The 19815-nt window shown below is 41.6% G+C and carries 20 protein-coding genes and 2 pseudogenes; 12 read left to right on the top strand and 10 right to left on the bottom strand.

Annotated features, from left to right (window positions below):
* Positions 1–12: 12 nt before the first annotated feature.
* The 3 genes from H6G96_RS04225 to H6G96_RS04215 form a co-directional block, all read right to left on the bottom strand.
* The gene (locus H6G96_RS04225; protein ID WP_190910284.1) at positions 13–315 is read right to left on the bottom strand and encodes a EutN/CcmL family microcompartment protein; all 303 of its coding nucleotides are present in this window, start codon (positions 313–315) and stop codon (positions 13–15) included.
* 7 nt (positions 316–322) lie between these two features.
* Positions 323–667, bottom strand: coding sequence for a BMC domain-containing protein (locus tag H6G96_RS04220; RefSeq protein WP_039748664.1), 345 nt, complete (start codon positions 665–667; stop codon positions 323–325).
* A 91-nt stretch (positions 668–758) separates the two neighbouring features.
* Complete coding sequence (locus H6G96_RS04215) at positions 759–1067, bottom strand: carbon dioxide-concentrating mechanism protein CcmK (RefSeq protein ID WP_012410633.1); 309 nt, start codon at positions 1065–1067, stop codon at positions 759–761.
* Between the two features lie 661 nt (positions 1068–1728).
* Between H6G96_RS04215 and H6G96_RS04210 the strand changes: the two genes are divergently transcribed.
* From H6G96_RS04210 to H6G96_RS04200, 3 genes are all read left to right on the top strand, one after another.
* A complete protein-coding gene (locus H6G96_RS04210; protein ID WP_190910283.1) occupies positions 1729–3585 on the top strand; it encodes an NAD(P)H-quinone oxidoreductase subunit F in 1857 nt (618 codons plus the stop codon).
* 76 nt (positions 3586–3661) lie between these two features.
* Positions 3662–5164 carry an NADH-quinone oxidoreductase subunit M gene (locus H6G96_RS04205; protein WP_190910282.1) on the top strand — a complete coding sequence of 501 codons (1503 nt, stop codon included), beginning with the start codon at positions 3662–3664 and terminating at the stop codon, positions 5162–5164.
* 184 nt (positions 5165–5348) lie between these two features.
* On the top strand, positions 5349–6479 hold the full coding sequence (locus H6G96_RS04200; protein ID WP_190910281.1) for a CO2 hydration protein: 1131 nt from the start codon (positions 5349–5351) through the stop codon (positions 6477–6479).
* A gap of 32 nt (positions 6480–6511) precedes the next feature.
* Here the strand turns inward: H6G96_RS04200 and H6G96_RS04195 are convergent, their stop codons facing one another.
* Positions 6512–6649 (bottom strand): hypothetical protein, encoded by a 138-nt coding sequence (locus tag H6G96_RS04195; RefSeq protein WP_190910280.1) that lies wholly within the window; start codon positions 6647–6649, stop codon positions 6512–6514.
* 49 nt (positions 6650–6698) lie between these two features.
* On the opposite strand from H6G96_RS04195, the pseudogene H6G96_RS04190 reads away from it, so the two are divergent.
* A pseudogene (locus H6G96_RS04190) lies at positions 6699–7718 on the top strand (IS4 family transposase); the annotation flags it as partial.
* 77 nt (positions 7719–7795) lie between these two features.
* Here the strand turns inward: H6G96_RS04190 and H6G96_RS41115 are convergent.
* A pseudogene (locus H6G96_RS41115) lies at positions 7796–8032 on the bottom strand (hypothetical protein); the annotation flags it as partial.
* Between the two features lie 110 nt (positions 8033–8142).
* Here H6G96_RS41115 and H6G96_RS04185 point away from each other — a divergent pair.
* A complete protein-coding gene (locus tag H6G96_RS04185) occupies positions 8143–9003 on the top strand; it encodes a sulfite exporter TauE/SafE family protein (protein WP_190910279.1) in 861 nt (286 codons plus the stop codon).
* A gap of 257 nt (positions 9004–9260) precedes the next feature.
* Here H6G96_RS04185 and H6G96_RS04180 read toward each other — a convergent pair whose 3' ends face one another.
* Positions 9261–9533, bottom strand: a complete 273-nt coding sequence (locus H6G96_RS04180; protein WP_190910278.1) for a GlsB/YeaQ/YmgE family stress response membrane protein — start codon at positions 9531–9533, stop codon at positions 9261–9263.
* Between the two features lie 614 nt (positions 9534–10147).
* Between H6G96_RS04180 and H6G96_RS04175 the strand changes: the two genes are divergently transcribed.
* The 6 genes from H6G96_RS04175 (at position 10148) to H6G96_RS04150 (ending at position 13895) form a co-directional block, all read left to right on the top strand.
* Positions 10148–10780, top strand: a complete 633-nt coding sequence (locus H6G96_RS04175) for a bifunctional 4-hydroxy-2-oxoglutarate aldolase/2-dehydro-3-deoxy-phosphogluconate aldolase (RefSeq protein ID WP_190910277.1) — start codon at positions 10148–10150, stop codon at positions 10778–10780.
* Positions 10781–10893: 113 nt separating this feature from the next.
* Entirely contained in the window at positions 10894–11409 is a 516-nt protein-coding gene (locus tag H6G96_RS04170) for a L,D-transpeptidase (RefSeq protein ID WP_190910276.1), read from the top strand.
* A gap of 503 nt (positions 11410–11912) precedes the next feature.
* On the top strand, positions 11913–12452 hold the full coding sequence (locus tag H6G96_RS04165; protein WP_190910275.1) for a L,D-transpeptidase: 540 nt from the start codon (positions 11913–11915) through the stop codon (positions 12450–12452).
* A gap of 111 nt (positions 12453–12563) precedes the next feature.
* The gene (locus tag H6G96_RS04160) at positions 12564–13127 is read left to right on the top strand and encodes a Uma2 family endonuclease (protein ID WP_190910274.1); all 564 of its coding nucleotides are present in this window, start codon (positions 12564–12566) and stop codon (positions 13125–13127) included.
* A gap of 98 nt (positions 13128–13225) precedes the next feature.
* Positions 13226–13516 carry a type II toxin-antitoxin system prevent-host-death family antitoxin gene (locus H6G96_RS04155; protein ID WP_190910273.1) on the top strand — a complete coding sequence of 97 codons (291 nt, stop codon included), beginning with the start codon at positions 13226–13228 and terminating at the stop codon, positions 13514–13516.
* A complete protein-coding gene (locus H6G96_RS04150; RefSeq protein ID WP_190910368.1) occupies positions 13500–13895 on the top strand; it encodes a type II toxin-antitoxin system VapC family toxin in 396 nt (131 codons plus the stop codon). Before H6G96_RS04155 ends, H6G96_RS04150 begins: the two co-directional genes overlap by 17 nt.
* Here the strand turns inward: H6G96_RS04150 and H6G96_RS04145 are convergent.
* Positions 13892–15490 carry an Hsp70 family protein gene (locus H6G96_RS04145; RefSeq protein WP_190910272.1) on the bottom strand — a complete coding sequence of 533 codons (1599 nt, stop codon included), beginning with the start codon at positions 15488–15490 and terminating at the stop codon, positions 13892–13894. The two genes, H6G96_RS04150 and H6G96_RS04145, sit on opposite strands and share 4 nt — an antisense overlap.
* Before the next feature lie 204 nt (positions 15491–15694).
* Here H6G96_RS04145 and H6G96_RS04140 point away from each other — a divergent pair, with 204 nt between their 5' ends.
* Positions 15695–16153: an MgtC/SapB family protein gene (locus H6G96_RS04140; RefSeq protein ID WP_190910271.1), complete on the top strand. Its 459-nt coding sequence runs from the start codon at positions 15695–15697 to the stop codon at positions 16151–16153.
* Between the two features lie 527 nt (positions 16154–16680).
* On the opposite strand, the gene H6G96_RS04135 is transcribed toward H6G96_RS04140, so the two are convergent.
* From H6G96_RS04135 to H6G96_RS04125, 3 genes are all read right to left on the bottom strand, one after another.
* On the bottom strand, positions 16681–16920 hold the full coding sequence (locus tag H6G96_RS04135; RefSeq protein WP_190910270.1) for a hypothetical protein: 240 nt from the start codon (positions 16918–16920) through the stop codon (positions 16681–16683).
* Positions 16921–17255: 335 nt separating this feature from the next.
* Positions 17256–18242: a polysaccharide deacetylase family protein gene (locus H6G96_RS04130; RefSeq protein ID WP_242063161.1), complete on the bottom strand. Its 987-nt coding sequence runs from the start codon at positions 18240–18242 to the stop codon at positions 17256–17258.
* A 673-nt stretch (positions 18243–18915) separates the two neighbouring features.
* Positions 18916–19800, bottom strand: coding sequence for an aspartoacylase (locus tag H6G96_RS04125; protein ID WP_190910366.1), 885 nt, complete (start codon positions 19798–19800; stop codon positions 18916–18918).
* Positions 19801–19815: the final 15 nt, after the last annotated feature.

The raw sequence follows: 19815 nt of genomic DNA, 5'->3' as shown, positions 1-19815 counted from the left end.
ATGACTAATGACTTATCGATATTGATCTTTTTTGCTGTAAATTAGGCGATCTTCAACGTGAATAGTATCTATAATCGCTACTACCACTGCATCTAATGGTCGCTGTTCATTGCCAATAACTTGACGAGCGGCACTGCCACGACTGACAAGTACCCACTCATCTACTCCTGCTCCCACAGTATCTGCTGCTACCTCATATTGTGGCAAGATGTTGCCGTCTTCATCCACTAATTGTAACAACAGTAGTTTGACACCTCGAAGACTTGGATCTTTTTGCGTGCTAACTACTGTGCCGCGAACTTTAGCGACTTGCATTCTTTAATTACGGTCTTCTACCGAAAGGACGAATAGCATTCACATTTTCCCGGAACTGTTCTACATCTTCGGTATAACGAATTGGTAGGACGTATTCTAAGTTTTCGTGAGGACGAGCGATGATGTGAGTAGACAAAACTTGTCCGCCATTGACTCGCTTCACTGATTCAACACCTGCGCCCACGGAAGCTTGAACTTCCGACACATCACCCCGAACAATTACGGTAACTCGACCACTGCCGATTTTTTCATAGCCTACGAGAGTAACACGGGCTGCTTTCACCATTGCATCAGCAGCCTCCACTACTGCTGGAAAGCCTAGCGTTTCAACCATTCCCACTGCAATTGACATTAGTTTTAATCCCTTTTTTATTGTTTTTAGCCTTGGACAAAAGTGATGCTCAAAAAGGTTTTGAGCGTTAATTACTTTGTTTAAACAGCTTTTAAGTACGGAATTGTTCCACAGCTTCTGTGTAACGTATTGGCAACACGTATTCTAGGTTTTCGTGAGGACGAGCAATAATGTGAGTGGATAACACTTCACCACCAAAAACTCTTTTCGCCGCTTCAACCCCAGCAGCTACGGAAGCTTGTACTTCCGATACATCTCCCCTAACTATCACGGTGACGCGAGCGCTACCAATTTTTTCATACCCTACTAAAGTCACACGGGCGGCTTTCACCATCGCATCAGCAGCTTCCACTACTGCTGGAAAGCCCTTCGTTTCAATCATCCCAACTGCAATTGGCATCGCAGAACTCCTACAATATTAATCCAATCTGTACTGTCGCTTAAAATTTTTGACGGGGAGAGCTTGATCTTAATAGCTAAGAAAACACTTCCAAATTAAGCATAGGAAAGGTTGGCCTTCCTGGCAATATAAATTACTATAATAGTTTATGATAAGAAAGTTTTAAAAAACTTAACAAAAATTTATCTGCCCTCTTGAGCAATTAAAGTTCACTGATTCCTAGAGGAGCCACTTATGATTTATAATTTCTTTATCTCATTTACAAAACGACATTCATAACCAAGGGTAATTTTATCTGGGGAGGGACGACAAGCTGCTCTATACTATGCTGTGTCAAGGTTCTGCCAATTTTTGCTATATATAACAAGGACTAAGTGAAAAATATATAATTTTTCCAAATATATCCTATAAAGTAGTTTGTTGAAAGTAGAAATAAAAATGTAAAAACAAAGGTGAGTTTAAAGCAAGTAAATGCTTTAACGTATGTAAAGTTATATTTTATCAAAGTTTAATAGGGTAAAGAAAAGTAAAAATACTTATAAAAATTTAGTTGGAACAATAATAAAAAAATATTGATATTTCTACTAAATTAATTTTGTAAAAGAAACAATTGTATAAAAGCTTTTTTAAAATTAAGGCTGAGTCGTCAAGGTGAATTTAAATGGATCAATTTCTATTTTCAACAAGTTGGTTTGTGCCTTTATATAGCTTATTAGGCGCAATTTTGACGTTGCCGTGGGGAATAGGAATAATTCAGCGAACGGGGCCAAGACCTGCGGCATACATAAACTTGTTGATGAGTGTTTTGGCTTTTGCCCATAGCCTGTTTGTATTTAACATTATCTGGGATAGAGAACCAGAAAAGTTACTGGTGACGTGGTTTAAAGCTGCTGATTTAGACTTATCTTTTGCCTTGGAACTTTCGGCAGTCAGCATTGGGGCAACGGTTTTAATTACAGGGTTAAGCTTACTTGCACAAGTTTATGCTCTGGGTTACATGGAAAAAGACTGGTCGTTGGCACGTTTTTTTGCGTTGCTGGGATTTTTTGAAGCAGCTCTGAGTGCTTTAGCAATAAGTGATTCTTTGTTTTTCAGCTATTGCCTTTTAGAAGTGCTGACGCTTTCAACTTACTTGCTGGTAGGATTCTGGTATGCTCAACCGCTAGTAGTGACGGCGGCGCGGGATGCGTTTTTAACCAAACGGGTGGGAGACTTGTTGCTGCTGATGGCTGTGGTGACGCTTTCTACCTTAGCCGGTAGCTTGAACTTTTCGGATTTATATGAGTGGGCGCAAACGGCTAATTTAAGCCCAGTAACATCAACATTGTTGGGGTTGGCGTTAATTGCTGGGCCTGCGGGTAAATGCGCTCAATTTCCCCTGCATCTTTGGTTGGATGAGGCAATGGAAGGACCCAACCCCGCCTCGGTAATGAGAAACTCACTAGTAGTAGCTGGTGGAGCTTATTTGCTGTATAAACTTCAACCATTGTTAGCCCTGTCGCCAGTTGCCTTGAATGTATTAGTAGTAATGGGAACGGTAACGGCAATTGGGGCGACATTAGTATCTATAGCTCAAATTGACATTAAGCGATCGCTATCTCATTCTACCAGTGCATATATGGGGTTAGTGTTTTTGGCAGTGGGGTTGCAGCAAGGGGGTGTAGCCTTGATGTTGCTGTTAACTCATGCGATCGCTAAAGCATTATTATTCATGAGTTCCGGTTCAGTAATCTTGACTACCCAAAGCCAAGACTTAACAGAAATGGGCGGTCTGTGGTCAAGGATGCCAGCCACAACTACTGCTTTTATTGTCGGTGCAGCCGGAATGGTAACACTCCTACCATTAGGAAGCTTTTGGGCAATGTTAGCATGGGCTGACGGTTTTGTGAATATTAGCCCTTGGGTAATTGGGGTTTTATTATTGGTTAATGGCTTAACAGCATTAAACTTGACCAGAGTATTTAGATTAGTCTTCTGGGGGAAACCGCAACAGAAAACGCGTCGTACCCCAGAAGTTGGTTGGCAGATGGCCCTACCAATGGTGATTCTTACAGTCTTTACTTTGCTTGTGCCTCTGATGCTACAGCAATGGTACTTGCTACCAGATTGGGAAAGTATTAATTGGTCTGTGGCATTAGCGTTGTTTACTTCTACTATTGTTGGGGTAGGCGTAGGATCTACAGTTCATTTACACAAAGCTTGGTCAAGATCCAGAATCTTGGCGTGGAGATTTGTGCAAGACTTGTTAGGTTATGATTTTTATATTGACCGAGTTTATCGGGTAACGGTAGTGGGTGCAGTCGCACTGCTATCTAAAATTTCTGCTTGGAGTGATCGCTATTTAGTCGATGGTTTAGTGAACTTAGTTGGATTTGCGACTATTTTCGGTGGACAAACTTTAAAGTACAGTATTTCTGGGCAATCTCAGGGCTATATGTTGACCATCCTAGCAGTTGTTAGCGTCCTGGGCTTTTTCATCAGCTGGTCATTAGGTTTGCTAGATAAATTACCTTTTTAACTGAGTTAGGAGTTAAAAGTTTTTACTCTCCCCTGCTCCCTCATCTCCCCCTGCTCCCCTAATCTGAATTCCGTCTATGCTTAGTGTTTTAATTCTAGTGCCGTTAATCGGTGCAGCTTTAATTGGTTTCTCGCCCTCTGGCATCAGTGACAAATTTGCCCGTGGGGTGGCTTTAATCTTTGCCAGTATCGCTTTCTTGTGGACAATAGTACTCGCAATTCAGTTCCATCCAGGGGAAATAACTCAACAGTTTGCCGAGTCTCTAACTTGGATAGATGTTTTAGGCTTGAACTATAATCTGGGAATAGATGGTTTATCTTTGCCACTGCTGGTTTTAAATGGATTGTTAACTTGCATTGCCATCTACAGCAGCGACGAATCCCTACAGCGTCCTAAATTTTATTACTCTTTGATACTATTATTAAGCGTTGGGGTGACTGGAGCTTTTCTGGCACAGGATTTACTACTATTTTTCTTGTTTTACGAATTGGAACTAATCCCGCTATATCTTTTGATAGCCATTTGGGGTGGGGAAAAGCGGGGTTATGCTGCAACAAAATTTCTTATTTATACTGCCGTTTCAGGAATCTTGATTTTAGCAAGTTTCCTCGGTATGGTTTGGCTGAGTGGTTCCTCTAGCTTTGCACTATCAACCTTGAACTCTACGACTCTACCTTTAGCGACACAGCTTTTACTGCTAGCAGGGATTGTGGTAGGTTTCGGCATTAAAATTCCCTTGGTTCCCTTCCATACTTGGTTGCCAGATGCTCACGTTGAAGCTTCTACACCAATTTCTGTGCTGTTGGCTGGGGTATTGTTGAAGTTAGGAACTTATGGCTTACTGCGGTTTGGTATGAACTTATTACCAGAAGCTTGGGCTTATGTGGCTCCTTGGTTAGCGACTTGGGCTGTAGTGAGTGTATTGTATGGTGCATCATGTGCGATCGCTCAGACCGATATGAAAAAAATGGTAGCATACAGTTCCATTGGACACATGGGCTATGTGCTTTTAGCTGCGGCAGCTTCCACACCATTAAGTGTGTTGGGTGCTGTGATGCAGATGATTAGCCACGGCTTAATTTCCGCCATGCTGTTTTTACTGGTAGGGGTTGTGTATAAAAAAGCCGGAAGCCGGGATTTAGAAGTTCTCCAAGGACTGCTGAACCCAGAACGTGGTATGCCCGTAATTGGTAGCTTGATTGTTGTGGGAGCGATGGCCAGCGCTGGAATACCGGGAATGGTCGGGTTTATTTCGGAATTCATCGTTTTTCGGGGGAGTTTCCCAGTTTTTCCAGTGCAAACCCTGCTATCGATGATTGGTACAGGCTTAACTGCGGTTTACTTCCTAATACTTCTCAACCGTGCCTTTTTTGGACGCTTATCTGCACAAGTTACCAACTTACCACGGGTGTATTGGAGCGATCGCGGTCCAGCTGCAATTTTAGCTGTGCTGATTGTGATTTTCGGTATTCAACCTGGTTGGTTAGCACGCTGGACTGAACCAACAATTACAGCAATGGTGAATAGCCAAAACGTAGTAGTAGCAGTGTCCTTGGATAAAGTGGGGAATGGGGATTAGGGTATAGGGAATGGGGATTAGGGATTGGTGACTAGGGACTGGGAACGGGAAAAAGTTTTCCCAATGCCCAATGACGGCAGTTGCTCCACTTGGGGAGACCCCAAGACCGCACTGCCTTCCCAATGCCCAATGCCCAGTACCCAGTACCCAATCCCTAATCCCTAAATTTTTTGGAGAGATAGCAATGGTAACGATTAAAAAGAAAGCGACTCACAATCCCTTAGCTGAGTATATTGAAGGTTTGCAAAAAGGAGAGGCATTAGTTCCCGATAATCCAGAAAATGTGCTGGAAGTTGTTGGTATTCTTAAAAGTTATGGCGTAGTTTTAGATGCCTATTCAAAAAATCTTAATTATATTGCCGAGCATCAGTTTTTAATATTTTTCCCATTTTTTAAATACTTTAATGGAGAGGTTTCTTTTCAGAAATTACTCCGTCACTGGTGGCATAACCGAATTAATTTTGAATATGCCGAATATTGCATGAAAGCCATGATGTGGCACGGTGGCGGCGGACTAGACACGTATTTAGATACAGAAGAATTTCAAGAAAGAGCGCAAGCTGTCATCGCTGCAAAATTTAAAAATAATCCCTTAATTTCGGCTATTAACCAACTGTTTCCAGATTTCTTAACAGAAAACTTGCGTGTCTCTGCTTACTACACTGGTTTAGGTCAATTCTGGCGAGTCATGGCTGATATGTTCCTTAACTTATCAGACCGCTACGACCGAGGCGAAATTAAGTCAATTCCCCAAGTTGTAGAACACATTAAAGCAGGGTTAGTGGCAAATGCATCAAACCCAATTACCTATGCCGTCAAAATTCGAGGCGAGGTCTATGAAATCATTCCCAAAAGCGTTGGTTTGACCTTCTTAGCAGATACAGCAATACCTTATGTAGAAGCAGTATTTTTCCGGGGAACGCCTTTCCACGGTACAGTTTCATACAATGCCCAAGGATATCAAATTCCCCCAGATCAAACGCGATTTCAATATGGCGCATTGTATGCCGATCCTTTACCTATTGGCGGTGCGGGTATTCCTCCCACCTTGTTGATGCAGGATATGCGTCATTATCTTCCAGAGTATTTGCACGAAACTTATCGTCGCAGTCTTCGGGGTGAAGATGATTTGCGGGTACAAATTTGCATGAGTTTCCAAAAATCGATGTTTTGCGTAACGACAGCAACGATTTTGGGACTGATGCCTTATCCTTTGGATACTAAAGATCCAAATGAGGAAAAAGGTAATCGAGTTTATTTAGAAAAGTGGATGAGTCGGTTAGAAACTTCGCGGTTGCTGGACGTCAATAAATAACTGAATTTATACAGAGAAATTTCAGATGCTTCTCAATTGCTATAAAAATTTTCAGCTACTTCAGCAACTTGATCCAGTGCAAGATCATTGCCGGATTTATAACTTGATGAATGGCTATGAGTTTCCTTGGATATGACGCGATCGCTCGAAGTTGCTTGTAAAAATAACATTTCCAACATTTAATAATTTTTCACAGTTTGGCAAAGGTTTTGGCACTACGGTCTCAGCACAGTAAAACTGTGGACGAGAGATATTAACCATCAAGATAAGCATGAGCGCAACTACCACCTATTACCAATAGAAAAGAAAGAATCATACAAGTGGCTACGTTCTGCCGAAGAAACGCAAAAATGTTTAACTATTGGTAATGCCAAAATCGTGACTCACATCGCCGACCGCGAAAGCGATATGTATGAGGAATTCGCCACAGTCCCAAATCACGACAATCATGTGCTGGTCAGAGCGCGCATTGACCGTCGCCTTGTGGGAAAGACCCCATCACTTTATACATACTTAAACCAACAGCCGAGCGAGGGGACTTACATAGTAGATGTCCCAGCAGATGCACGTATCGGTAGAACAGCAAGAGAAGCATTATTAATTGTTCGCCGTGGAAGAGTGACAATTCAACGTCCAGATAAATTGAATGGGCAAGACTATGCCCCTAGTCTGACGCTTTACGCTGTTGAAGCAGTGGAAGTAAATCCACCACCAGGTCAACAACCGATTCATTGGCGATTGCTCACTACCCACCAAGTTGTTTGTTTAGAGCAAGGACTACAAGTGATTCGATGGTACACATGGCGATGGCGAATTGAACAACTCTTTGCCACCCTGAAAACTGCGGGATTAAATCTTGAAGCTACCCAATTAGAATCGATTGCCGCCATTCAACGACTAACCGTATTAGCTTTGTCTGTTGCTGTGCGAATTTTACAACTGATTTTTGGACGGGATAATCCTGATTTACCAGCTACTGTTGCTTTTTCTCACGAGCAACAACATTGTTTATCTACTCTTGCGCTTACTTTAGAGGGTAAAACTCGACTGCAACAAAATCCCTATCCTCCTCAAACCCTGGCTTGGGCTACTTGGATTATTGCTCGACTTGGTGGTTGGTCTGGTTACAAGTCTCAAAAACCTCCTGGTATTACTACGTTGAGTCGCGGACTTGAGCAGTTTGAATCCACCTTTTTTGGCTGGAAACTCGCTCTGGGCCGACTTGTGTGTACACCGTAGCCGTGAACGGGGAGGGGGTTGGGGGTGGGGTTCTTCAGGTTTAATAAGCAATCAACCGGACATGATATGACTCCAGTCAGCCGCTCAATAGCACGAAAATCAATGCCATTTACATACATGGTTAGACATTGTTGTTTAATTTCGTCGTATCCGCGTTTTGAATATGATTCTATAAATTGGCGTTAGCGTTCGCGTAGCGTCTCGTAGAGAAGCGGGGCAAAACGCACGTCGCAAAAGACACAGATGTAGTTCTGTTTACTACGACGATGTCTGTTCTTACGGATAAGGTTGGATGCACAATGTGGACAGTTCATCCCTTAATTATGCAACGCCAAAAGTCAGGTAGGCTAACGTACCATCCCAGACTTTCGGTGCATGATGAACTAATGTTTATAACGCACCCTAACAGATTCTCAGAAAATTGATGAAAAAGAAGAACCCGTCTGCTCTGGAGCCTACAAATACAAGCTTGGAAGTACGCCGTTTCCGATTATCCTTTCTTTATGCCGTGCCAATTGGGCTATTAGGAGGGCTGATTGGCTTGGGGGGTGCAGAGTTTCGGTTGCCAGTCCTTGCTGGAACATTGGGCTATTCAGTGCGGCAGGCTGTGCCTATCAACTTGGCTGTCAGCTTGATTACGATTGCTGCATCCTTAGTAATTCGGGGCAGTAGGCTTTCCTTCAGCCCGATTATTCCATTGCTGCCTGTAATCTTCTCCTTGATTGCCGGAGCGGTTATCACTGCTTTTTTTGGGGTAGTGATCGCGGCAAAGCTCTCAAACGAACAGCTTGAACGAATCATCTTAGTGCTATTGGTATTCATTGGCATTGCCTTGATAGTCGAGGGTTTTCTACCTCAACAAATACCAGCCCTTTTACCCCCTGCTTTAAGTTGGCGCATTTTGGCAGGTATCTTATTTGGACTAGCAATTGGGCTGGTAAGCAGTCTACTTGGGGTTGCAGGGGGTGAAGTTATTATCCCAACACTTATTTTCGCTTTTGGTGCAGATATTAAGACAGCAGGTACAGCCAGTCTTCTAGTTAGCTTACCAACTGTACTTGTAGGGGTTATCAAATATGCTAGTCGAGGTGCATTTGTAGATCGTAGAGCGTTGAGCAATACCATCGCGCCTATGGGAGTTGGTTCCGTGATTGGAGCCATTATTGGAGGGATGCTTGTCGACCTTTTTCCAGCATCGGTACTCAAGATTACACTAGGGGTAATCTTGAATATCTCCGCGTTTCGGGTCTTTCACAAAGCTAGGTATTCCAGAATAAAAAGATGAATTAGTGCGTAGGCGTAGCACATCATAGCCATTGTTATGCAATGTCCAATATGTGCATCAACTCATATTCGCAAGAATGACCAGAAGTTTTTTAACAGCGATCGCACGGTATTAGATTACTACCAATTGTTATTTTATTTATTAATAATTAAAAAACAGCGCTAGCTTATATTTGGCTAGCGCTGTTTTTTGGATTTAATTCATAATAATTAAATGAATCTCCTAAATTTTTGTCACTCATTATTCGCAATTTGCTCTTATACAGCACTGCGACGAGTTAACAAGTTCCACAGGAAAACTGCAATAATTGCACCAAGAACTGCTAATGCAACACCAGGAATACTGAGACTAGTGCCTGTTATAGCTAAGGTTCCCGTATTGAAGAATACACCTAAGCTACCGCCAATCAAAGCACCTATCATTCCTAGTAAGATTGTTCCTAGAATTCCGCCACCTTGATGACCAGGATAGATAGCCTTAGCGATCGCACCAGCAATTAGACCTAAAACAATCCAAGCAAGAATATTCATTGTTATTAATTCGGTAAACGTTTTTCACTCACGAATATATAGTATCAATCTTAATCTTTTGATTCCATCTATCATCAGAATTAATCATTAATAACCATAAGGAAGAGTTTAATTGCAATGCCGATTTTTTGATATATACCTTAATTAAACTAGATAATCCATTAAAAAAAAGCTCCTAGTAGGTCTTGAATATAGGAGCTTATCAAACTATTGCTTGGTAATTGCAGTATATGCATTTTTAACTAGCTCTCTCCTCTACTAGAAGAATTAGGCTGAGTTTTCAAAGACTGTCTCTAAAGTAATGTAAAGGAAGCAAGATTAGGCGATGTCTACAACAGGTGTAGTTGCAGTCTATTACTAACATTCCGTACTTGGGCATTGCCAGGCTACCTGCCGCGATCGTATTTCATCTCTATAGGATGGATGCTACGTGAACATAACTTGATACAAGAAGCAAGCTTGAGAATTGATCGCTCTTACTATGTCACGCTTGTATTGGGGAATAAGGACTGAGAAGATTTGCTTGATATTAACCCAATCTTGAATCCTTAATCCCCATTACCCTTATTCTCAAAAGGGGCATCGAGTTTCCCAATCGCTAATTTCCAGTCAAAATGCCTAATCAAATTTGGTTATCACAGTTGCAAAAACATCGGGCGATCGCAGTCATCCGCGCCCCTAAAATCGAAGTAGGGCAGCAAATGGCAATGGCTGTAGCATCTGGAGGAATGCATTTAATTGAGATTACCTGGAATAGCGATGGCGCTGGGGAATTAATCAGTCAACTACGTTCAGAATTACCAGCCTGTACCATTGGCACTGGTACGCTATTCAATGTGCAACAGTTGCAAGAAGCGATTGCATCTGGGGCGCAATTCCTCTTCACACCCTATGTTGACTCCGCAATGATTAAAGCAGCACAAGAAAAAGATGTACCCATCATCCCAGGAGCTATGACTCCTACAGAAATTGTTACCGCCTGGAGTCAGGGCGCTAGTTGTGTAAAAGTATTCCCCGTACAAGCAGTGGGAGGAGTGGACTATATCAAAAGTTTGCAAGGGCCACTAGGTCAAATTCCCTTAATTCCTACTGGCGGCGTGACTTTAGAAAATGCTAAAGAATTTTTACAAGCCGGAGCGATCGCTGTCGGTTTAAGCGGTGAATTATTTCCCAAAAAGCTTGTTACAGAGAGGAATTGGGAAGCGATCGCATCTGGAGCAAAAAAGCTGGTACAACAGTTAGGTTAACTTAGAATCAAATCATCAAAAGTTCACGTCTATTAAAGTAATAGATAGGGAAATAAAGGTGAAAACTGATAAGTTTCTCAAGACTTGATGATTTAAGTGTGAGTGTATCTAAAATGAAAAAACTGATTTATACTGACTGGGTGCGTCGCTTACAAATACTCCTCACTGGTACAGCACTGTCCGTAAGTGTTTTTACTACTACTGGAACCCGTGAAGTTTGGGCGAATTCCAAAAATCAAGTGATTGCACAAAAAATCCAGACATTACAAAAATCGGATAAACGCTGGATTCAAATTGATCTTTCAAAGCAACGGTTAATAGCTTGGGAAGGTGACAGAGTGGTTTATGGAAGTGCTATTTCCTCTGGCAAAAAATCCACTCCCACTCTTATTGGTACTTTTAATATTCAATCCAAGTTCAAAACTACACGGATGCGCGGGAATGGCTACGATGTCCCTAACGTTCCTCATGCGATGTTTTACCAAGGTAACTACGGTATTCACGGAGCTTACTGGCATAAAAGGTTTGGCACTCCAGTCAGCCACGGCTGTGTGAATCTCGCACCGAAACATGCTAAATGGCTATTTGAGTGGGCATCGGTAGGAACACCAGTAGTAATTCAGAAATAGTAGGTGAAGCAACTAAAAGGCAATTTAGAGAAAATCATTAATAACAACAAATCAAGACAATTGAGTGATTCCCAGCAATATTTTATGCTGGGAATCTTCGGAGTCGGAATTACGGAATTTGAAATAAAATATAGAAGCGGGCATTTAACGATTTGCCCAATAAAATAAGCGTAGATCCTGACAATTCCTGTGTGAAATTAAAAATGCAAATATAAATTTGGGGAAAGTTTGTATTTAGGCATTTAAATGACATATTTTTTTAAAGGTGTCCTTTCTAGTTAGTCATTAGTCATCGGTCATTAATTAGAACTCATCATTTAATCAAGGACAAATGACAAATGTGCAAATTGGATGCAGATTAGCTTAGGACTTGTTTTGAAAAGCATTAGCGGATGAATTGCGTAAATCCTCGACAGTAAACAAGTAGTCGATCTGAAAATTTGTAGTTTTCCAGAAAGTTACTTCACTTCATAATTTTTGCGTAGTTTATAAGGCAAGGCATAATGCAATCTTGGATTCGCAGTGGTAGGATTCGTTCTTCAGGAACTTTTTGTACAGGCGTGGCGCTGATGATGACAACTTTATTCTCTTGGTCATCACCTTTAGCAGGTACACCGAACTTTACTACAGCAACAGCCGCGTCAGTAAATGAAAACAACATCACTGCATCTAATATTAGACAAACATCCCAAACTCGCTGGATTGAAATTGATTTGTCAGAGCAACGCTTACGTGCATGGGAAGGTAAAAGACTTGTTTATTCATATCGCATTTCTGGAGGCAAGCGATCAACCCCTACACCTATAGGTAGATTTCGGATTAATTCTAAGTATCGCACTCACCGGATGCGAGGCAGAGGCTACAACATTCCTGACGTTCCTTACACAATGTATTTCTACAGAGGCTATGCCATCCACGGCGCTTACTGGCATAATCGTTTTGGAACTCCAGTCAGCCACGGTTGCGTGAATTTGCCTGTTAAGCAAGCACGCAATGTTTATAACTGGGCTAGGAATGGAACTTTAGTGGTGGTGCGGAAATAATTCGTAATTAAGAGTTGCAATTCTGCCTTTAATTTAGGGTGCGTTACACTCGGTAAACGCATCCTAAATCACTGCTAGACTAAAAACACATCTTCGAGGGATTTAGGAGCTATGAGCGCTACAACTACTCAACGACTTACCCTGGAGGAGTTTCTGAAGCTCCCAGAAACAAAGCCTACAAGTGAATATATTAACGGTGAGATTATTTCTAAGCCAATGCCGAAAGGGAGACATAGCCGCTTGCAAGGCAAACTCGGTGCTGTTGTTAATGAAGTCACAGAGAATCAGAAAATTGCCTATGCATTTCCCGAATTACGGTGTAGTTTTGGGGAACGGTCAATTGTACCTGATGTAGCTGTATTTCAGTGGGGACGCATACCGTTCACCGTTGATAATGAAGTACCTGATAATTTTGAACTTCCGCCAGACTGGACGATTGAGATTCTTTCCCCAGAACAAAAACCCAACAAAGTAATTGGCAACATTCTCTACTGTCTAAAGTATGGTAGCCGCCTTGGATGGTTTCTTGACCCTGATGATTCCAGTATTTTGGTATTTTTACCAGAGCAACAACCAGTGTTACTCCAGGGAGAAGATTTTTTGCCTGTATTACCAGAAATTCAACTTGCAATAACCGTCAATCAAGTTTTTGGATGGTTAAAAATGGGTGGTTAGAAATAGCCCATCGTAGACATCGCTCTCTGGCAAAAAATAAATTATAGATATAAATCATGTCTATTATAGACATGATTATGAATAAAAGAGGTAGGAGAATGAACTGGAGAATTGCAGAAGCGAAACAGAGGTTCTCCGAACTGATTCATGCCGTAACTAAAGAACCGCAACTCATCTACAACCGAAATCAACTGGTGGCTGTTGTTGTTGAAGCTGAGATGTTTGAAGAATTTTTGACGTGGCGCAATCAACGCGAAAAGATTTCTTTAGCTGATGCTTTCAAAGAACTACGTCAGATAGCGACTGAGGAAAATTATATCCTCGAAGTACCCTGCCGCCAAGACCGTCTAAACCCTTTCGCTGATGCCATCGATGACTTTTCTCTCTGAGACTAACATTATCAGCGAATTAGTAAGACTGCAACCTAACTCTGGTGTAGTGAAATGGGCAGAAAGAGTTTCTTCAATAGTTTTGAGTGCAATCACTGTTGAAGAAATATTTTACGGACTGACATCCAAGCCTAATCCTAGAATTCAAATATGGTTTGAAAGCTTTTTGGAAAATAACTGTCAAGTATTGCCTATCACCATTGAAATTGCCAAGCGCTCCGGGGAATTGCGAGGTCAACTAAGATTAAGTGGGAAAACACACACCCAAGCAGATATGATGATTGCTGCTACTGCTCAAATTCATCAATTGACTTTAGTAACGCACAACATCCGGGATTTCGACGGTTGTGGTATCCCACTTTTGAATCCTTTTAATTAACTCAATTGTGCCACAAGTTGATTTTCCAACAGCGTATCATTCGTTAACAAGTCTTCAACGGTGATTCGCAAAAAGCGTTGCTCATCAACTTGAAAGAGGATTTTGATGCGATCGCTTCCAGGATATCCGGCTGGTGTCAGTTGAGCAATTGTTCTTGCGCCTTCTTGATCGTTGAGAGGTTTGACGCTGGTTTCACTACTATCCATACGGCGAGTAATTAAGCGATCGCCATCAAAATAAACTTCAGTACTACCCGTATCTGCTCCCAATTCTCCCATGATTAATTCAATGCTGGGCTGATTTTCCACAGAAGCGCCTAAGACTAATTCCACAGGCTGACTCATGGGGTATGCTTGTCCAGCTTTAATCAGAGAATGCCATTTATGACGCTGATTGCGGCGATCCCAGTAGCGGATACCATAACTATGATAGAGAAAGTCTTTGATTTGCACACCTTGAGCTAACTGTAATGCACCTTGAGCGATCGCTTCAAAAGGACGTTCGCAACGGATTTTTTCTGGCTCAAAATACTGTTTTATCCATGTCTGCACTGCTGGTAATTGCACTGTCCCACCAACTAACAAAACTGCATTAATATCAGGAAGTTCTATCCCTTGGCGTTTTGCTTGCTGCAACAGTGTCGTCATCGAGTCATCTAATAACTCAAAAAATGCGTGTTCTTTGAGGATATTATCAAAAGTGTCACGGTTTAATTCCAGTTCATAGCTTTCAAATGTTTCATCATCAAAATAAACTTCACTAGCTTGGTTTTGGGTTGATAGCTGAATTTTCACCCGTTCTGCCAAGCGCGTTGTCAAGGGACTTATCGCCAGTTCTTGAGTTTTGGCAAAGTAATCTACTAACCAATTATCAATATCAGTACCGCCCAGATTTTGCCCAGCTTTCGCCAGGACACGAGCAGTTTTGACTTTTTGTTTTGAATCTTCAGCCAGGGACTTATTACCCCACTTGAGGAGAAATCCGAGTGGCTTTGTGGTTGTTTGTACATTTTGATCCAACCGGACAAGGGATAAATCCAAAGTGCCGCCGCCAAAGTCTATCACCAAAAGAATTTCTTGATCTGCCAAGCCATAACCCAAGGCAGCAGCTGTAGGTTCATCCAACATCCGCACCTGTTCCACCGGGAGGGCTTGACAAACTTTCCCCAACCAGTGACGATAAGCTTCAAAACTGTCTACGGGTACGGTTAATACTAGAGAGTCTAACCCTCCTTCCTGGGGTGCTAGTTCTTCAATCACTTTGGTGAGGAACCATTGCCCTACTTGCTCAAAGGTAACAATTTGCCCATCTAGTTCGGGTAAGAAACCTTGGATATCTGCACCAATACCCCGCTTGAAGCTGCGGAAAAATCGGGTTTCGCCCTTGAGGTCAAGACCGCGATCGCGTACTTGTTGCCCGACTAAGACTTGATTTTGGCTTGCGTCTTCAACATAAACCAAGCTGGGAATCAGAGGCGGATTGAGACTTTGTTTAATTGATAAACCTGGTAGAGTTAGGGTTTCTGGCTGCTGGGTTACAGGGTTCCAACGAGCAATGACTGTGTTGCTAGTACCAAAATCGATTGCGATCGCCATATTTTATATTTATTATCTCGCACGAAGAAGCCAAAGCTGCTTTATTTTTGATTATTCTCTATAAGCCACCAACAATGCAAATGTGCCCAGACGCTTGCTATTCCCTGAAAATTTCGTGATTTTTTCCGAGACTGAGGAAGAATCCTATGTTTGTGTTATGGCCTGTTAACAGTGCAACTGATATATAGGTGAGAAAGAACCGTAATGGAGGTATTTCGCTTCGACTGGGGGCAATTTGGTATTGACCTGCTGAAACTGGGCATTGCTTTTCTTCTCACCTTGCCAATAGCTTGGGAGCGAGAGCAATCAACTCGGATTATGGGACTCCGTACTTTTCCGCTCGTTGCAGTAGCTAGTTGTGGTTATGTCTTAATTGCTCTTGCGGTCATTGGAGCAAGTGAAGATGGTCAAGCCCGTATTATTCAAGGACTCATGAGTGGCATAGGTTTCATTGGGGGAGGTGCAATTCTCAAAGAAGGGGTTAATGTGCGTGGGACAGCCACTGCTGCAAGTGTATGGACTACAGGAGCAATTGGTAGCGCTATTGCTTATTCTCGATACGAGATAGCAATTCTCCTAAGCCTAGTAAATTACTTGACGCTTCGTATACTGACACCCATTGAACGACAAACGGGCAAAGCAGATCAACGTGACGAGGACTGAATCTTTGATTGTCACAAGTTATGAGAAGTTTATTACAAAGTGAAACATTTAGAGGTTATTTATAAAGTAAATATTAAGTAGGGTGTGTTACGGCTGTTTAGGAATTTAAGGGTTTGAGAAAGTCTAATTTAGCCGTAACACACCATATTTTTAGGTGCGTTACGCGCTGCTTTAACGCACCCTACAATTTTAGGTTTACTTTATAAATGGTCTCTTAATGAGCTTCACTCACGTTCTCAAGAAGAAACTAGTGGTCTATCGCATTAGTTATGAGGGGTGAACAAGTTCGTAGTTAGGACTTTAGACCTGGATTTTGAAGCAGTGAAGTGTTTACTAATAACTCATCAAGATTAATGAGACAGACCACTAGGGACTATGAAGATATGTTCTAATTGCCGATCAGCCACTGCAAATCTCCTTAAAAATCTTGCGCCTTCTGAGGACGCAATTGTTAGCTTAAACGAAAAGAAGCCCCACGCTCCGTTTAGCGAGGCGTGGGATGGATTTTTATAGTAGATAGTTTACACTCAATCTTCATGCCGTAACTGCCATGCTGCACCGCAAGCGGCCCCAGCCCCAGCTATCAATCCGGTACTCATTCCTAGTATAGTTTTTTGCATTGGATCTTGGGTTAGACATTCACTTGTAACCTTAGTGTCTTCCAAGCAGAGGCTGCTTTCTGCCCAAGCAGCAGTACCTCCTAAAATTACACCAATTACACTACAGGAAACAACTAGCAGCAAGAGGCGACGGCTTTTTCTAACCATAGATAGATGTGTCAAAGATTAAAGATAGTGATTCACTCTCAATTACTTTACACGTACTTGCTAGCAAATGTCAGCTGGTTTTAAGAAAAGTGGTTGCTGTTCAAAACCTAGACAACTATTAAAAAATCTGATTAGACATTGCATCTTAAAAAAATAACCTCTGGGGAAGGGATATCACCAGAAGTTTTTAATAAAGACATTGGAATAGGGAACTATTATAAAAATAAATTTATCTTTTGCCAACACTGCTTTTTCCTTCTCAAAAACAGGTCAAAGTTAACTCTGCCTGTAATTAAGGATAAAAATTGGACTGATAAATCGCATAGCTCATATTTTTACCTCTTTTGAGGCACTAATACAGGTAGTTGACGGTCACCTGCTACGAATTTGGCGTGTTGTCCAACAGTCAAAACATTAAACTGACTGGATATAAGTTCCAAACTTTTGTTCACTATTGCCAGCTTTTTGTAGGTGGGGAGACTCATTCCAGGGAAAAATGATAGCTCTGGCACATCCTCTTGACTTACAAAGTCTGTAGGATGGAATAGCAAAGAAGGCTGGACACGCATAAGTTTACACAGCCACAGGGCAATTCGCAGGTAGAGTAACGCTACTTCCGAAGAAAATGTACTCAGGTACATTATGTAACTGAAGTGAATTGGCACTTTAAAAATTGGCATCGTCGTAACGGGAATTTCAGTGAGTTTATCCTTACCCATGTTCCACTGATAAGGTTTCAGAGGCTGTAAACCCTCTTTGAAACCGCCAAATAGAGCTTCCCGTTTCTTCCGTTCTTCCTTGCTCAGTTTACAAGTCATCAAATAATACGCTCGTGCGATGGGCCCCAAAAATGTGGGAAAAGTTGAAGCATCATATTCGTATCCCCGTCGTGCTAAAACTTTCAACACCGCAGGAGAAAAACTATATCCAGGCCCCCGGAAGCCGATAGGATGTTGATGAGTGACACGCTTGATATGTTTCTCGGCCAAGGCTATCTCTTCTTCAATCTCATCCTCTGAATACAGATGTAGCCAAGGATCATGGTAAAATGAATGATTGCCAATTTCGTGGCCTGCGATCGCGATCGCTTGTAATGCCTTGGTGTTCTTTTCCAGCGCCGCATCCTGTCCCACAATGAATACTGTGATTGTCAAATCCCATTGCTGAAAAATATCTAAGAAACGAGGAACTGCAATATCTAAGTATGAGGGGAAAGTCTCCCAACCCGGAGCGCCCTGATTTTTTAGAAAAGACCAAACATTATCCAAATCTAAAGAAAGACTAGCTATTGGTTTGTTTCCTTGTCGCTTCGTTTTCATCATGAGTTCAAGTATTTAGATAATTATTAAAGGTAAATTATAGATAATGTTAGATTTGGGCTTTATCGCTCAAGTTTTGTTCTTCGACCCAGCGCTGGTTTTAGGGAAATCTCAAGTCAAAAGGTTTGTGGTTCATCTCATCATTTACAAAATCAATAGTGATTTTAAGAGCAGTATCTTCTAGGCGTAGCTCGTGGTAGACATCGCCTAGATTGAACACTAAGAAGTGTCTCATATTTGTAAACAAATTCTGTTTGTTTCAATACTTAGGCAAAAATTGCTAAAAAGCTGAATTTATCTATAGACACGTAGTAGCTTACCGCAAGATAATGCCAATACGCCAATAACGCCTTCTCTGCGAGAGGCTTCCACCAACGCGCAGCGTCTCCCAGAGGAGGATGCGTAAGGTGTAAGTCCTATGTCTAAAAGATATTTCTGTAAATTAGCTAATGGGTTTTCAGCGCTCCTTTAATCTCGACTTGATCAGCCCTTCAGACAACCTTTTACCCTGATATTTAATTACTGGTCATCAATATATCATAACCAAGACACATTTAAACGTATAAGTAAGTTTTAGCAATCGCACTAGATTATAGAAGTAATTGATGATTTGGATGCTCAATTTATATCATTACTTCCAATAAAAAGCGATCATACAAAAAATATTTTACACACCCTATATATTGATTTGCTGCCTCTGGGTAAAACACATTGCAATTCCCTTTTCGTAATAAGCAGCCTCATTAATAAAAATCGGCCAAACGGTAGATGTGCCTTCATAAATAATTGTTTTACCATCAAAGGCTAGAAAAATTGGATCTCCTGGGTTTAAGGCTTGATAATCCTTATCCTGAAGCTCTGGATGAATCATGCCAAAGATTTTACCATTTTGTCCTTTTGGATAGCCCACAACTGATAAATGATCATAGAGAATCAACGTTTCTTTGAATGATGGAATTTTACCCTGGTTAAACCCTTCTATATAGTCGAGAACCGTAGAAATAAGTTCCTCTGTTTTTTGAAATAGCTCCGCTTTTAAGAGTCCTTGGGCAATAGGGCCAACCTCGATCGCAAAGCCTAATTCACACAAAGAATTTACAAAGGGGTTTTCTTCAATTGATTTAAAAGAGCAACGATAAACCCTAACTAAAGGATTAATCTGGCTCAGATAAGCAGCCAATTTCAAGTTTAAGGGATGACTGTTTACCAAAATAATTGTCAGACCCATATTAGCTGTACTGCTGTGTAAGTCTAAAATAAAATCTGCTTGTTTATCCCTGTTTGATGCTAGGGTATCCTGGATTGATTTAGCTTGTAATTCTTCATAACTGCTCAGAGTCGGATCTTGTAAATCTTGCTTGAGAAAACAGCGATTTAAGTCCTTCTCTACATATCGCCTCCCCACCGCAAAAGCGTTAGGATTTGCTAACAGAGTGATTGTCTCAAAACTTGGTCTAGCAACCAAGTCAGGAAACTGGGCAAATTTTTGGATTAAGTATGCCCCCGTAAACTCATTGCCATGAGTTCCACCGACAATTGCAACTCGATTAATCTGGTTCACGATTACACCAACTCC

Origin of the sequence: Nostoc sp. FACHB-892 (assembly GCF_014698795.1) — a bacterium.
Lineage (GTDB): Bacteria > Cyanobacteriota > Cyanobacteriia > Cyanobacteriales > Nostocaceae > Nostoc.
This window is presented reverse-complemented; position numbering and strand designations above follow the sequence as displayed.